The sequence below is a fragment of the Kitasatospora sp. NPDC059088 genome (genome assembly GCF_042738155.1).
In the GTDB taxonomy this organism is placed as follows: Bacteria; Actinomycetota; Actinomycetes; order Streptomycetales; family Streptomycetaceae; genus Kitasatospora.
In genome coordinates this window covers 107,752-121,739 of the sequence record NZ_JBHYGR010000004.1, presented here as the reverse complement: position 1 = coordinate 121,739, position 13,988 = coordinate 107,752, and the positions used below count along the sequence as shown (strand labels likewise).

Here is a 13,988-nt window from a genome sequence, read left to right as displayed (position 1 = left end):
ACCTGTGGTTGGTGTTGGGGCACCCCCCCTACCTGATGGGCGCGGGGCCCCCCCCCCCCGCCCCCCCCCCCCCCGGGGGCCCCCCCCCGCCCCCCCCCGGCCGGCTGGTCGGGGTGCTGTTCTTCGCGTCGATGCGTTTCGCGCCGATGGAGCACTGGCGGATGCTCAAGCGGGTCATGGTGCACCCCGACTTCCAGGGCCTCGGCCACGGTGCCGAGTTGCTCGCCGAGGCCGAGCGGGTCGCCCGCGCCTGGGGCCTGGAGTCGCTGCGGCTCACCGCGCGCGGCGGCCTGGGGCTGGAGCGCTTCTACGCCCGCTGCGGCTACCGGGAGGTGGGCCGGGTGCCGGCCGCGATCCGGGTCGCCCCCGGGGACGACCGCGACGACGTCACCATGTGGCTGGACCTGCGCCGACCGGCCGTCGAGGAGGGACGGCGGCCCCCTGGCCCGCGCCCGGTGTCAGGCATGCTTGACTGGGAGACCCGCCCCGGCTCGAACCAGAAGGATGTGTCCCAGTGAGCAGCAACGGCCCGCAGAAGTCGCACGCCACGCTCCGCTACACCTCCATGCGGGCCAGCATCTTCCTCGCCTGCCTGCTGGTCGCCCTGCTGCTCGGGCACTTCCAGGTCATCCCGGTGAGCGGTGAGTCCGGGATGATCTTCCTGTTCCTGCTGGCCGCGATCGCCTCCGCGCCCCTCAGCTACGTGCTGCTGAGCAAGCAGCGCGACGAGATGTCCTCCCAGATCACCACCAAGGTCTCCGGGATGCGCAGCCGCACCGCCGACCGGATCGCCGCGCAGAACGCCGAGGAGGACGCCGCGGACGACGCCGCCCGCGCGGCGTCCTCCCGGCAGAGCTGACCCGGGGCGCGTCCCGCCGTGCCGAACGTGCCCGCGGTACCCGCCGATCCGCACCCGAGCACGGGCATCGGCACTGACACCGGCGCCGAGATCGAGACCGAGACCGAGATCGAGATCGACGCCGGTACCGGCACCCGCACCGGGCGTGCCGCCGGGACGTGGCCGGCGCCCGTGCGCAGGCCCACCGGGCGGGACGTGGCCAGGCTGGCCGGGGTCTCCCAGGCCACCGTGTCGCTGGTCTTCTCCGGTGCCGAGGCCGGTCGCCGGGTCTCCGAGGCGACCCGGGCGCGGGTCCGTGAGGCCGCCCGCAGCCTGGGCTACCGCCCGCAGGCCGCCGGCCGGCAGCTGCGGCTGGGCCGCAGCGGAATGATCATGCTTGCCGTGCCCAACCTCCAGGGCCCGTTCTTCGGCCGGGTGCTGGAGGGCGTCCACCACGAGGCCGGCCGGCACGGCCTGGCGGTCGTGGTCAGCTCGGGCTGGGGCAGCGCGACCCTGGCCGAGGCCGCCACCGCGGGCCGCTTCGACGGTCTGCTGATCTGCTCCCCGGACGACAGCCAGCTCGGCGAGCTGCCGTCGGACACCCCCGCCGTCTTCCTGGACGCCGACCCCGGCACCGACCGGGCGCGCCCGACCGTCGAGCTCGACGTGGCCGGCGGGATGCGGGCCGCCGTCGAGCACCTGGCCGCTCTGGGGCACCGCCGGATCGGGCACCTGCGGTCCACCCACGCCGCGTACACGTTCCGGGTCCGGCAGGCCGCCTTCGAGCAGGCCGTGCGTGAACTCGGCCTGGACGTAGTGGAGTTGGGTGTGAGCCTGAACGACGGTCACGCAGCCGCGCGGAGCGTGGCGGGGGAGCTGCTGGAACGGGCGGACCGTCCGCGTGCGGTGATCTGCGACGACGACGTGGTCGCCTCCGGGGTCTACCAGGCCGCCGCCGAGCGGGGGTTGCGGGTGCCGGACGACCTGTCGGTGGTCGGTATGGACAACGTCGCCGTCTCCGGGCTGCTCGCCCCGCCGCTGACCACCGTCGACCTGCCCGGCGAGGAGCTGGGCCGGGCGGGGGCGGCCGCGCTCGCCGGACTGCTGGCCGGCGAGCGGGTGGAACCGGTCGCGCCGCTGGCCACCTCGCTGGTGCTGCGCTCCTCGACGGCCCCGGCTCCGTCCCCGTCCTAGGTCCCCACCCCGGAAGCGACCTGACGGCCGCTCGCGCTGCCGCCCTGCCGGGATGGTCCCAATGAGTGAGAACCAGACGCTGACCTCCAGCGACCCGACCGTGGTGATCGAGTACACCACCTCGCCCGACCCGTGCGTCACCGGCGCCATCACCGTGCCCGGCCCCTGCGACCCCGGCGCCCGGTGGAGCAGCACCTTCCCGGCACCCGGCACCACCACCTGGTTCCGGGTCCGCCGCCCCGGCACCCTGGCGCCCGGCGGGGTGTTCACCCTGACCTGGCCGATGGTCGCCTCGGTCGACGCCGGCAACGCCGACTTCGCCTGGAACAGCTTCGCCTACACCGCCACCGACTCCGGCGGCAGTCCGCTGCTGCCCGCCGAGCCCGCCAGGGTCGGTGTCGGCGTGACCGCCCCCGTCCTGCCGAACAACGCGCTCGGCGACTTCGTCTGGCTCGACCGCGACGGCAGCGGCAGCCAGAAGCCCGGCGCCGCCGGCGTGCCGGGCGTACGGGTCGCACTGCTGCACGGAACGGGGCAGCCGGTCCGGGACCGGACGGGCAAGCCCGTCACCACCGCCACCGACACGAGCGGGCACTACCTGTTCGACAAGCTGCCGGACGGGGAGTACGCGGTGCGCTTCGACCTGACGACCATCCCGGACGGGGCGAAGGCCACCGTGCGCCACGCCGGTACGGACCCGGCGCTGGACTCGGACGCCGACCCGGCGGCGGGGATCACCCGGACGGTGCGGCTGGAGGGCGGACGGCGGGACCTGGACCTGGACATGGGGGTGGTGCCGGCGAGCTCGCCTTCGCCTTCGCCTTCGCCGACGAACTCGCCCTCCCCGACCGGGGCGCCGTCGCCGTCGCCGTCGCCGTCGCCGTCCGCCTCGCCGAGCCCGACCCACAGCCCGTCGCCGAGCGGGAGCCCGACCACGAGTGAGCCCGGCACGCCGACGCACACCCCCGACGCACACGCACACGCGCACGCCGACGCACACCCCGTCGCCCTCGTGGACCCACGGTGGCGGACAGCTGCCCGGTACCGGTGGCAACGGGATGCTCCCGCTGCTGCTCGCGGCCGGTGCGCTCGGCAGCGGGGTGCTGTTCTCGGTGATCGCCTGGGGTCGTCGGGGTCGCCACAGCTGATCGCCGTAACCGAACGAACGGAGGACATGACTGCGCCCGCCGGCCAGACCCCGGCGGGCGCAGTCGTCTGTGGGGGTGGGGGTCAGCCCACCGGGACGGGCTCGGCGAGCGGCGCCACCGGCGCGCCGCGGAACCAGCGCCGGGCGCCGAACAGCACCAGGCCGCCCAGGGTGATCCCGCCGGCCGCGCACACCGCGACCGGGCGCAGCGATCCCTCGGCGAGGTGGCCGGAGACCGCGTAGCCGAGCGAGTTGCCGGTGGCGAACAGGGTCACCAGCCAGGCGAAGGCCTCGGTGACCGTCCCGGTCGGGGCCAGTTCGGCGACCAGGACGAAGGCGGCCGCCAGCAGCGGGGCCAGCATGACGCCGGAGAGGAAGGCCAGTGCGGCCATCGGGTACGGGCCGGGCAGGGTGACCAGCGGCAGGTAGGAGGCGGCCATGGCGAGGGCCATCAGCCAGGTGCGGGTCGCGGTGCTCTGCCGCCAGGTGACCATGCCGTAGGCGAGCGCGCCGAGCAGGCCGCCGAGCGCGGCCAGCGCCAGCAGGGTGCCCCCGCCGCCGGGCAGGCCGTCGGCGTGCTGCTCGGCGTAGGCGATGAACAGGACGTTCTGCGCGCCGACCGCCCAGCCGGCCCCGGCGAGTCCGACCAGCAGCAGGACCAGGCCGGGGGAGCGCAGCGGGCCGAGCAGTCCGGCGGAGTGGTCGCGGGCGGGGGCGCGCCAGGCCCGGGCCGGTGCGGTGGTGGCGACCACCAGTGCACCGGCCAGTCCGAGTCCGGCGGCCACCCAGAGCGCGGCGACCGGGCTGAACAGGCCGGCGATCCCGGCCACGGCCAGCGGTCCGGCCACGTAGAGGATCTGCTGGGAGGCGGAGTCGAAGGCGTACGCGGTGTCGAGCTGCTCCTCGTCGACCACGTTCGGCCAGAGCGAGCGCAGGCAGGGTTCCAGCGGCGGCATCGCCAGGCCGGCGACGGCGGCACCGAGCGGCGCGGCGAGCGGGGAGCCGGGGGCGAGGGCGAGCAGCGCGTACCCGCCGCCGGCCACCACGGCGGAGGCGAGCAGGACGCGCGGCTGGCCGGTGCGGTCGACGATCCGGCCGAGCACCGGCCCGCCGACGGCGGCGGCGAGCGCGTACACGGAGGTGGCCAGTCCGATCCGGCCGTACGGGACGCCGGCCTCGCGCAGGGCGAGGGCGATCACCAGGGCGGTCATACCGGCGGGCAGGCGGCCGAGCAGGGTGCCGAGCAGGAGTCGGGAGACGTGCGGGGCGCGGAGCAGGGCGAGGTAGCCCATCGGTGGTCTTCTCCGGTCAGGGCAGGGGAGGGTGGGGACGCCGTCAAAGTTATACGTATAACTGCCGTTCGGTCAATCCGACCGGAAGATGGGGCTGATGGGGCGTCAGCTTCGTTCGTGTCCGGATCTCACTGCCGGGTGGGGAGTGGCCGTGGCTCGATCTCAAACAAGTACTTTGAACATCTCAAACCTTTACTGCTAACGTATCGGCCGTGACCACCTCAGACGCACTGCGGATGCACGGCCCGGGCCCGCTGCCCGGCGCCGCCCGCCCGGGTGCGCTGAACGGTGCTGTGGACAGCCCGCGCCGTTGTCGCGCCATGAGCTGCGCAGCCATGAGCTGTATCGCGGCGGCACGCCCCTGACCGGGGTTCGTGACCTCTCCCCGTCCGGCCCCGAGCCGTGCCGCCGCCTCCGCCCCGCCCCACCGCCAGCAACGCCCTCCCCCGGAGTCGCACCCCCATGTCCACAGCGCCCGAGGCGACCTCGTCGCCGTCCCTGCTCACCCGCATCCGCAAGACACCGTTCTGGGTGCAGATCGTCGCCGGCCTCGTGCTCGGCGTCGGCCTCGGCTACCTGGCCCGCGCCGCCGACGTCTCCTGGCTGGCCACCACCCTGGAGACGATCGGCAAGATCTTCGTCCAGCTGCTCAAGCTGGCCGTGCCGCCGCTGGTCTTCACCGCGATCGTGGTGAGCGTCGCCAACCTGCGCAACGTCACCAACGCGGCCCGCCTGGCCACCCGCACGCTGCTCTGGTTCATGATCACCTCGCTGATCGCGGTCGGCATCGGCCTGGGCCTGGGCCTGCTGACCAACCCCGGCCAGGGCACCAACCTCAAGACCGACGGCCTCAAGGCGCTCGACTCCAAGGGCACCTGGATCGACTTCCTGACCGGGATCTTCCCGACCAACATCGTCGACGCCTTCGTCAAGGTGAACGTGCTGCAGATCGTCTTCATGGCGGTCGTGGTCGGCGCCGCGATCATCAAGCTCGGCACCAAGGCCGAGCCGGTCCTCAAGCTCAGCGAGACCGTGCTGGAGCTGACCCAGACCGCGCTGTGGTGGGTCATCCGGCTCTCCCCGCTCGGCACCCTCGGCCTGATCGGCAAGTCCGTCGCCAAGTACGGCTGGGACCTGCTCAAGCCCTTCGCCACGCTGACCCTCGACATCTACGTCGGCTGCGCCCTGGTGCTGTTCGTCGTCTACTCGCTGGTGCTGCGCTTCGCCGCGGGCCTCAACCCGCTGCACTTCTTCAAGGGCGCCTGGCCCGCCATCCAGCTGGCCTTCGTCTCGCGCTCCTCGGTCGGCACCCTGCCGGTCACCCGCCGCGTCACCGAGCGCCTCGGCGTCCCGAGCGAGTACGCCTCGTTCTCCGTGCCGTTCGGCGCCACCACCAAGATGGACGGCTGCGCCTCGATCTACCCGGCCGTCGCCGCGATCTTCGTCGCCCAGGTCTACAACATCGAACTGGGCCTCAAGGACTACATCCTGATCGCCTTCGTCTCGGTCGTCGGCTCGGCCGCCACCGCGGGCCTCACCGGCGCGATCATCATGCTGACGCTGACCCTGTCCACCCTGGGCCTGCCGCTGGAGGGCGTCGGCCTGCTGCTGGCCATCGACCCGATCCTGGACATGATGCGCACCGCCACCAACGTCGCCGGCCAGGTGGTCGTGCCGGTCGTGGTCGCGGCGCGGGAGCGGATCCTGGACGTGGCCGCGTACAACAACCCCTCCGGGGACCTGTACGAGGAGGACGCGCCGAAGGCCGCGGTTCCGGTCGCTGCCTGATCCTCGGCACGCCGGCTGATCGTCGGCACGCCGGCCGATCGCGCTGCCTGATCCTCGGCACGCCGTTCGATCGTCGGTGCGATCGGTGCGACACGAAGGGCCCTCTCCCGGCAGACGGGGAGGGCCCTTCGGCCTACTCCTGCCCCTCCCCGTCTGCCGGGAAAAGGCAGGGGGCCCGCCGCGATGGGCAGGCCCCCTTGGGTGCTGCTCTTGTGCTCATGGTGACGGCTGTCGGGAGCCGCCGGCGGACCCGAAGGGTCCCGAGCGATCAGAACATCAGAGGATGATCAGACGGCGGTGACGTTCTCCGCCTGCGGGCCCTTCGGACCCTGGGTGACGTCGAAGGTGACCGCCTGGTTCTCCTCCAGCGAACGGAAGCCGTTCGCATTGATGGCGGAGTAGTGGACGAAGACGTCGGGGCCGCCGCCCTCCTGGGCGATGAAGCCGAAGCCCTTCTCAGCGTTGAACCACTTGACGGTTCCCTGAGCCATGCCGTTCTCCTTGCGATGCGTGTCGGGGGCCACACCGTGTGGTCCCCGGTCCGCTGCGCTGATCGCCCTGCCTCCGGACGAGTCCGAAGTTTTTCGATATTGCTGAAAAACTACAAAAAGCCCGCGGTTACATGCTCCGCAGGCTTCAAGTACTGCAAGGGGAATCAAACTGCAACTGAGGGCAACGCTAGCATGCGGCCGCTGTGACGACCAGGGGTCACTTGCCCTTCGGACGACGCGTGTCGTAGGCCCCCCGACGGGGCTGGTTACGGGCGCGGGCAGGCGTGTTGGGGGCCCGCACGAGTCCGCCGGGAGGCGCCCGCGCGCCGGTCCGGAAGCGCCCGCGCGCGTGTCGGGTGGCCGGTGCGAGCCGTCGCGAACAGCAGGCATACGCTGCGGTGAAACGCACGAACAGCGCCGTGGGGAAGCGCACGAACAGCAAGGGAGCGCCGCAGTGGCAGCACCGGACGGACAAACGCGGGAGCCCGAGCACCAGGAGACCACCCCGGTCAGGCCGAGGGTCGGCCACATTCAGTTCCTGAACTGCGTCCCCCTCTACTGGGGCCTCGCCAGGACCGGCAACCTGCTCGACCTCGACCTCACCAAGGACACCCCGGAGAAGCTGAGCGACCAGCTCGTCGGCGGCTCCCTCGACATCGGCCCGATCACCTGCGTGGAGTACCTGCGCAACGCCGAGGACCTGCTGGTCCTGCCCGACATCGCGGTCGGCAGCGACGGCCCGGTGATGTCCTGCCTGATCGTGAGCAAGGTGCCGCTCGCCGACCTCGACGGCCGCCGGGTCGCCCTCGGCTCCACCAGCCGCACCTCCGTCCGGCTCGCCCGCCTGCTCCTGGAGGAGCGGGAGGGCGTGCGCCCCGACTACTTCACCTGCCCCCCGGACCTCAGCGCGATGCTCGCCGAGGCCGACGCCGCCGTCCTGATCGGCGACCCGGCCCTGCGCGCCTACCTCGGCCAGGCCGCCGACCTCGGGCTGACCGTCCACGACCTCGGCGAGATGTGGAAGGAGTGGACCGGACTGCCGTTCGTCTTCGCGGTCTGGGCCGTGCGCCGCGAGTTCGCCGAACGCTGCCCCGAGCTCACCGCGGCCGTCCACCGGGCCTTCCTGGAGTCGCGGGACCTCTCGCTGGTCGAGGCCGCCAAGGTGGCCGAGCAGGCCGCCCGTTGGGAGACCATCGGGGCGGACGTGCTGGAGCGGTACTTCAGCGAGGCGCTCGACTTCTCGCTCGGCGGGCGGCAGCTCGCCGGGGTCGCCGAGTTCGCCCGGCGGGTCGCCCACGACAGCGGCTTCGCGCCGGACGTGACGGTGCGACTGCTGGAGCCGGCGGCGCTGCCGGTCGGGCCGTAGGGTCCGCCTCCGTCCCGCCGTCCGCGGGAGGGGCCGGCCGGACCACGGTGGTGGTGCGGCCGGCCCCTTCGCGTGGGGTGCGGCCGCCGCGTTCGCGGGGGTGCGGACGGTGTTCGCGCTGGTCCGGCGGGGCGCGGCGGTCGGGCCGTCGGTCCGGCCTGCGGGCGGCTCGGGCGGCGAGCCGGGCGGCGGGTCGGTCCGGCCCGGTACGGTCTGCTCCCGAGGTGCGTCCGGCGGGGTCCCGCGCGGGTGCGGGGTGGGCGAGGGGAGCGTGCGGGGCATGCGGGCACTGGGGTCGGACGATCCGCGCCAGGTGGGCGCCTACCGGCTGTTGCGGCGGCTCGGCTCGGGCGGGATGGGCCGGGTCTACCTCGGCCGGACGGCCGGCGGGCGCACCGTCGCCGTCAAGGTGGTCCGGGCCGAACTCGCGGACGACGCCGAGTTCCGCGCCCGGTTCCGGCAGGAGGTGGCCGCCGCCCGACGGGTCGGCGGTGCCTGGACCGCCCCCGTCCTGGACGCCGACACCGAGGGCGAGCAGCCCTGGGTCGCCACCGGCTACGTCGCGGGCCCCGCACTCGCCGACGCCGTCCGGGCACACGGCCCGCTGCCGGAGGCCGCCGTCCGCGCCCTCGGCGTCGGGCTCGCCGGGGCACTCGCCCATGTGCACGGGCTCGGCCTGGTGCACCGCGACGTCAAACCCTCCAACGTGCTGCTCACGCTGGACGGCCCGCGGCTGATCGACTTCGGGATCGCCCGGGCCCTGGACGCGACCAGTGGTTTCACCCGTTCGGGTTATGTGGTGGGCTCACCCGGCTTCATGTCGCCCGAACAGGCGAACGGGCAGCCGGCCGGACCGGCCGGGGACGTCTTCTCGCTCGGCGCCGTCCTGGCCTTCGCCGCCACCGGGGTCCACCCCTTCGGAGCGGACGTCAGCGCGGCCGTCCTGCTCTACCGGGTGCTCCACGAGGAACCGGACGTCACCGGACTGCCCGAGGCGCTGCGGGCGGTCGTCCTCGACTGCCTCGCCAAGGACCCGGCCGCCCGGCCCACCCCGCGGCAACTGGCCGCCCGCCTCGACCCGGACGGCGCGGCCGCCGCCCTGCTCGGGCGGGGCGACTGGCTGCCGCCGGCGCTGGCGGCCGGGGTGGGGCGCAGCGCGGTGGAGCTGCTGGACCTGGAGGGGACGCAGGGGGAGGCGCCGCCGGACGCGTCGGACGCGTCGGACGCGTCGTACACGTCGACGTGGGCGTCGGCGTCGGCGTCGGCGCAGGATGCGGAGTCGGAGTCGGCGTCGGGAGAAGGGGAGGGGGACGGGCCGCTGCCGCTGTGCAGCTATCCGGCCGGGACGGGGGAGGAGCAGGGGCTCGCCCGTCGGCGCCGCCGGGCAGGAACCACGGTGGCGGCGGTGCTGGTGGTCGCGGTGCTCGGGGGCGCCGGGTACGGGTGGTACGCGATGACCGGGCCGTCCGAGCCGGTGGTGTCAGTGCCGACCCTGGGGCCGCTGCCCGTGCCGTCCGTGGACCCGGGCCAGGCCGTCGCGTCGCCGGGGGCCTTCGTGCCGGGTGGGACGGAGGGGGCGTCGCCCTCCGAGCCGGTGTCTCCTTCCACGGCGGCGTCCGGGGCGGCCCCGCCGTCCGGGACGGGTGGGCCGGGGGCGGTGCCCGCGGCGTTCCTGGGCACCTGGAGCGGCGACATGGTCACCGACAAGGGGCTGCCCGGCGGCACCACCACGCTCACCGTCCGCCAGGCGGCGATCGGCCAGGAGGCCACCACCAGCCACAACGGCGTCTCCGGGCTGATCTCGATCAGCTGCGAGGGCGCCTGGACGCTCACGTCGGTCTCCGGCACCGAGCTGGTGTTCCGGTCCCGACTGGTGCGCTCCTCCCTCCCCGGTGCCTGCACCGGCGGCTCCAACACGGAGACCCTGAGCCTGCGGTCCGACGGGACGATCCGCTTCACCTCCGCCGACCCGGCCGCCGGGAACCCGGCCGGCACCTTGCGCAGGACCGGTTCGGCGGGTCGGTAGCGGGCCGGTGCGGCTCGCGGCGGGTCGCTGCGGGCCGGTGCGGTTCGGTGGCGGGTCGCTGCGGGCAGCCCGGTGGGACGGGTCGAGGCGCAGTTCAGCGGGCTGACGCGGGCGTCCGAAAGGCCTGGCGTAGGCTGGTTCGGCCGTACCCGAGTTGCACTTGAGAGAGAGAAGGCCGCCAGGTGACCGAGCTCGCAGCGACCACCCTCGATGCGTCCAGCACCGACCTGCAGGCCGTGCTCGACCGGGCCGCCGCCGGCGGCCGGATCACCCCGGAGGAGGCGCTGGAGCTCTACCGCTCGGCGCCGCTGCACGCGCTCGGCTCCGCCGCCGACGCGGTGCGCCGCCGCCGCTACGCGGGTACCGAGCACATCGCGACGTACATCATCGAGCGCAACATCAACTACACCAATGTCTGCGTGACGGCGTGCAAGTTCTGCGCCTTCTACGTGCCGCCGAAGAGCGACAAGGGCTGGTCCCGCGAGCTCGACGAGATCCTGCGCCGCTGCGCCGAGACGGTCGAGCTGGGCGGCACCCAGATCATGTTCCAGGGCGGCCACCACCCGGACTACGGCGTCGAGTACTACGAGCGCGCCTTCTCGGCGATCAAGGCCGACTTCCCCCAGCTGGTGATCCACTCGCTGGGCGCCTCCGAGGTCGAGCACATGTCCCGGATCTCGGGCGTCTCCATCGAGGAGGCCATCACCCGGATCCACAAGGCGGGCCTGGACTCCTTCGCCGGCGCCGGCGCCGAGCTGCTCCCCGAGCGGCCGCGCAAGGCGATCGCCCCGCTCAAGGAGTCCGGCGAGCGCTGGCTGGAGATCATGGAGGCCGCGCACGGCCTCGGCGTGGAGTCCACCTCCACCATGCTGATGGGCACCGGCGAGACCAACGCCGAGCGGATCGAGCACCTGCGGATGATCCGCGAGGTGCAGGACCGCACCGGCGGCTTCCGCGCCTTCATCCCGTACACCTACCAGCCGCAGAACAACCACCTCAAGGGCTCGACCCAGGCCACCGTCTTCGAGTACCTGCGGATGATCGCGATCGCCCGCCTGTTCCTCGACAACATCGCCCACATCCAGGGCTCCTGGCTCACCACCGGCAAGGAGGCGGGACAGCTGTCGCTGCACTACGGCGCCGACGACCTGGGCTCCGTGATGCTGGAGGAGAACGTCGTCTCGGCGGCCGGTGCCAAGCACCGCTCCAACCTCACCGAGCTGATCCACCTCATCCGCGCCGCCGACCGCGTCCCGGCGCAGCGCGCCACCACCTACGAGCACCTGCGGGTGCTGGACGACCCGGCCAACGACCCGGTCGACCCACGGGTCGCCTCGCACATCGCCTCCACGGCGATCGAGGGCGGCACGGCGCACCCCGAGCTCAAGATCCTGGACAACGGCTGAGGCCCCGGACGACCGAGGACCACGGACACCCGAGACCGCTCCGGTCGACGCCGTGCTGACCCTGCACCGGGCCGGGTTCCTGCTGCCCGACCCCGCCGCACCCACCGCCCCGTCCTTCGCCGACGGGGCGGTGGTGGTGCGTGGTGAACTGGTCGAGGCCGTCGGCCCGTACGCGGAGCTGGCGGCGGCCCATCCGTCGGCCCGGGTCCGGGACTGGGGCCGGGCCCTGCTCGCGCCCGGCCTGCGCAACCCCTGCGGGCAGCGGCTGCTGGAACGGGACTACCACCCGGACCCGCGGGAGGAGATCGGCGTCGAGCCGGTCGTGGACGGGCTGGTCGGCTGCACCGACGAGGCCCGGTACGGAGCCAGTGCGCGGCGCGGCCTGCAGCGGATGCTCGGGTTCGGCGTGACGGCGGTGGCCGGGCCGTTCGCGCGGCCCGCGGTGCGGACGGCGGTGGCGCGGTCGGGGCTGGTGGCGTTGCCGGGGCCGGGGCCGGGGGCGTCGGGGGCTGGGGAGCTGGGTGAAGGGGCGGGCCTGCTGGACCCGTTGGCGGTGCTGCCGCTCGCCCGGGCCGTGCACGGGCGGGTCGCGGCCGGTGGGCGGGCGGACTTCGTGGTGTTCCCGGTGGCGGCGGAGGAGGCGCAGGAGGGCGGGGTCCGGCCGGCGGCCGGTGGGTGCCTGGCGACCGTGCTGGCCGGGCGGTTGGTGTACCGGCGGAGGTGACCGCCCGCGGGGGCGGCTTGCCGGGTCGCTCACCGGGTCGCTTGCGGGGCGGCTCGAAGGGGTGACGGTCGGCGGGCGGAGGCGGGCGTGAGCCCTCCGGTGTGACGTACCCATCAGTAGGCGGATTGCCTTGCCGTGCAGGGGACTTCCTTCGTGTGCACCCGAACTGCCGTGCCCTCCCAGGGGGGTGATTGTCCCTTCACCGTGACCTGAGGGCCCGCCAGCGGATACGATCCCGGACAGCTCACTCCGTACCCTCACCACACCACCACCCGTGCCCGCGGGCGGCGGGGCCGTGTCCCAGGCCCCGGAGGCAAGCCAGGACAGGAACCATGCGAACCGCGACCGTCCCCCCGCCGCGAACCCCGCGGATGGGCCGTGGTTGGTACCTCGCCGCCGTGCTCAGCGCCGTGCTGGCCGTCGGGATGTGCCTGCTCGGTTGGCGCCAGGCCGACCAGGCCGACCGGATCGCGGCCCACCCGGTCAGGGTCGAGGGCGTCGTCACCCAGCTGCCGACCGGCGGCGGCACCTACAGCGCCGTCAGCTACAAGGTCAGCGGTCAGCCGCACACCGCCGCCGCGCTGCCGCTCGCCGACGGCATCAGGCTCGGCGACGCCGTCTGCCTGGAACACGCGGCCGACGACCCGGGCGCCGTCCGGATCTGCGGCGACACCTACCCGCAGCCCGTCGGCGTCGGCCTGGCCCGGTTCAGCGTGCCCGTCGCCGTCGTGCTGTTCGTGATCTGCATGCTGCGCATCCGGCGCCACCGGCGGGCCGTCGCCGTCCGCGGCGGGCAGGGCCGGCTCAGCGCCAACCTGGCCATGGCGACCGGCGCCCTGGCCGAGGGGATGCCCGCGATCACCCAGGGCAAGCGCTCGCGCCGCCGCCGTCGCGCGGGCGGGCGGCGCGGATCGCACTGAGCCCCCGTCGGCGGATCGCACCGAGCCCCCGTTGGTCGGGGCAGCCGTCGCAGGGTGAACAATGGGGGGCGTGACCCGAGCCTCCCTGGACAAGCAGCCGCACGAAGTCGCCGCCATGTTCGACGACGTCGCGGCCAAGTACGACCTCACCAACGACGTGCTCTCCCTCGGCCAGGCCCGCGCCTGGCGCCGGGCGGTGGCCGAGGCGGTGGCCGCGGGACCGGGGGACCTCGTGCTCGACCTCGGAGCCGGCACCGGCACCTCCTCGCTGCCCTTCGCCGAGGCCGGGGCCGACGTCGTCCCGTGCGACTTCTCGGTCGGCATGCTCACCGAGGGCAAGCGCCGCCACCCCGAGCTGCCGCTCACCGCCGGCGACGCCACCCGGCTCCCGTTCGCGGACGACACCTTCGACTCGGTGACGATCTCCTTCGCGCTGCGCAACGTCCAGGAGACCGAGGCGGCGCTGCGCGAGATGCACCGGGTCACCAAGCCCGGCGGCAAGCTGGTGATCTGCGAGTTCTCCACGCCGACCTGGACGCCGTTCCGGACCGTCTACACCGAGTACCTGATGCGCGCGCTGCCGCCCGTCGCCACCGCCGTCAGCAGCAACCCGGACGCGTACGTGTACCTCGCCGAGTCCATCCGGGTCTGGCCGGACCAGCCCACGCTGGCCTCCCGGATGCAGGAGAGCGGCTGGTCCAAGGTCGCCTGGCGGAACCTGACCGGCGGGATCGTCGCGCTGCATCGCGGGTACAAGCAGGCGTAGCCGCAGGGGGGGCGGTACGCGGCGGAGCAC

The 13,988-nt window shown here is 73.9% G+C and carries 11 protein-coding genes and 2 pseudogenes; 11 read left to right on the top strand and 2 right to left on the bottom strand.

Annotated features, from left to right (window positions below; translation table 11 throughout):
• The 4 genes and pseudogenes from ACFWXO_RS03390 to ACFWXO_RS03375 all read left to right on the top strand — a co-directional run.
• Positions 1 to 407: pseudogene (locus ACFWXO_RS03390) on the top strand (GNAT family N-acetyltransferase); the annotation flags it as partial.
• Positions 408 to 514: 107 nt separating this feature from the next.
• Positions 515 to 859, top strand: coding sequence for a DUF4229 domain-containing protein (locus ACFWXO_RS03385; protein ID WP_375888924.1), 345 nt, complete (start codon positions 515 to 517; stop codon positions 857 to 859).
• 27 nt (positions 860 to 886) lie between these two features.
• Complete coding sequence (locus ACFWXO_RS03380; protein WP_380521837.1) at positions 887 to 2,032, top strand: LacI family DNA-binding transcriptional regulator; 1,146 nt, start codon at positions 887 to 889, stop codon at positions 2,030 to 2,032.
• A gap of 52 nt (positions 2,033 to 2,084) precedes the next feature.
• Positions 2,085 to 2,813, top strand: a pseudogene (locus ACFWXO_RS03375) (SdrD B-like domain-containing protein); the annotation flags it as partial.
• 449 nt (positions 2,814 to 3,262) lie between these two features.
• Here the strand turns inward: ACFWXO_RS03375 and ACFWXO_RS03370 are convergent.
• The gene (locus ACFWXO_RS03370; RefSeq protein ID WP_375888930.1) at positions 3,263 to 4,471 is read right to left on the bottom strand and encodes an MFS transporter; all 1,209 of its coding nucleotides are present in this window, start codon (positions 4,469 to 4,471) and stop codon (positions 3,263 to 3,265) included.
• Positions 4,472 to 4,933: 462 nt separating this feature from the next.
• On the opposite strand from ACFWXO_RS03370, the gene ACFWXO_RS03365 reads away from it, so the two are divergent.
• The gene (locus ACFWXO_RS03365) at positions 4,934 to 6,259 is read left to right on the top strand and encodes a dicarboxylate/amino acid:cation symporter (RefSeq protein WP_380521836.1); all 1,326 of its coding nucleotides are present in this window, start codon (positions 4,934 to 4,936) and stop codon (positions 6,257 to 6,259) included.
• 287 nt (positions 6,260 to 6,546) lie between these two features.
• On the opposite strand, the gene ACFWXO_RS03360 is transcribed toward ACFWXO_RS03365, so the two are convergent.
• Positions 6,547 to 6,750: a cold-shock protein gene (locus ACFWXO_RS03360; RefSeq protein WP_030287184.1), complete on the bottom strand. Its 204-nt coding sequence runs from the start codon at positions 6,748 to 6,750 to the stop codon at positions 6,547 to 6,549.
• A 454-nt stretch (positions 6,751 to 7,204) separates the two neighbouring features.
• Between ACFWXO_RS03360 and ACFWXO_RS03355 the strand changes: the two genes are divergently transcribed.
• The 6 genes from ACFWXO_RS03355 to ACFWXO_RS03330 all read left to right on the top strand — a co-directional run bounded on the left by ACFWXO_RS03355 (position 7,205) and on the right by ACFWXO_RS03330 (position 13,958).
• On the top strand, positions 7,205 to 8,116 hold the full coding sequence (locus ACFWXO_RS03355; RefSeq protein WP_375888937.1) for a menaquinone biosynthetic enzyme MqnA/MqnD family protein: 912 nt from the start codon (positions 7,205 to 7,207) through the stop codon (positions 8,114 to 8,116).
• Positions 8,117 to 8,396: 280 nt separating this feature from the next.
• Positions 8,397 to 10,142, top strand: a complete 1,746-nt coding sequence (locus ACFWXO_RS03350) for a serine/threonine-protein kinase (RefSeq protein WP_380521835.1) — start codon at positions 8,397 to 8,399, stop codon at positions 10,140 to 10,142.
• A gap of 182 nt (positions 10,143 to 10,324) precedes the next feature.
• The gene (gene mqnC, locus ACFWXO_RS03345) at positions 10,325 to 11,548 is read left to right on the top strand and encodes a cyclic dehypoxanthinyl futalosine synthase (protein WP_375888942.1); all 1,224 of its coding nucleotides are present in this window, start codon (positions 10,325 to 10,327) and stop codon (positions 11,546 to 11,548) included.
• A gap of 52 nt (positions 11,549 to 11,600) precedes the next feature.
• A complete protein-coding gene (locus ACFWXO_RS03340) occupies positions 11,601 to 12,272 on the top strand; it encodes a hypothetical protein (RefSeq protein ID WP_380521833.1) in 672 nt (223 codons plus the stop codon).
• A 332-nt stretch (positions 12,273 to 12,604) separates the two neighbouring features.
• Complete coding sequence (locus ACFWXO_RS03335; protein WP_375888948.1) at positions 12,605 to 13,192, top strand: hypothetical protein; 588 nt, start codon at positions 12,605 to 12,607, stop codon at positions 13,190 to 13,192.
• Between the two features lie 70 nt (positions 13,193 to 13,262).
• On the top strand, positions 13,263 to 13,958 hold the full coding sequence (locus tag ACFWXO_RS03330; protein ID WP_380521831.1) for a demethylmenaquinone methyltransferase: 696 nt from the start codon (positions 13,263 to 13,265) through the stop codon (positions 13,956 to 13,958).
• The last annotated feature ends 30 nt before the right edge of the window (positions 13,959 to 13,988 follow it).

Excerpts from the sequence above, each read along its gene's own strand:
- ACFWXO_RS03350 (WP_380521835.1), top strand. The coding sequence starts at position 8,397 with ATGCGGGCACTGGGGTCGGACGATCCGCGCCAGGTGGGCGCCTACCGG.
- ACFWXO_RS03370 (WP_375888930.1), bottom strand. The coding sequence starts at position 4,471 with ATGGGCTACCTCGCCCTGCTCCGCGCCCCGCACGTCTCCCGACTCCTG.
- ACFWXO_RS03360 (WP_030287184.1), bottom strand. The coding sequence starts at position 6,750 with ATGGCTCAGGGAACCGTCAAGTGGTTCAACGCTGAGAAGGGCTTCGGC.
- ACFWXO_RS03365 (WP_380521836.1), top strand. The coding sequence starts at position 4,934 with ATGTCCACAGCGCCCGAGGCGACCTCGTCGCCGTCCCTGCTCACCCGC.
- ACFWXO_RS03335 (WP_375888948.1), top strand. The coding sequence starts at position 12,605 with ATGCGAACCGCGACCGTCCCCCCGCCGCGAACCCCGCGGATGGGCCGT.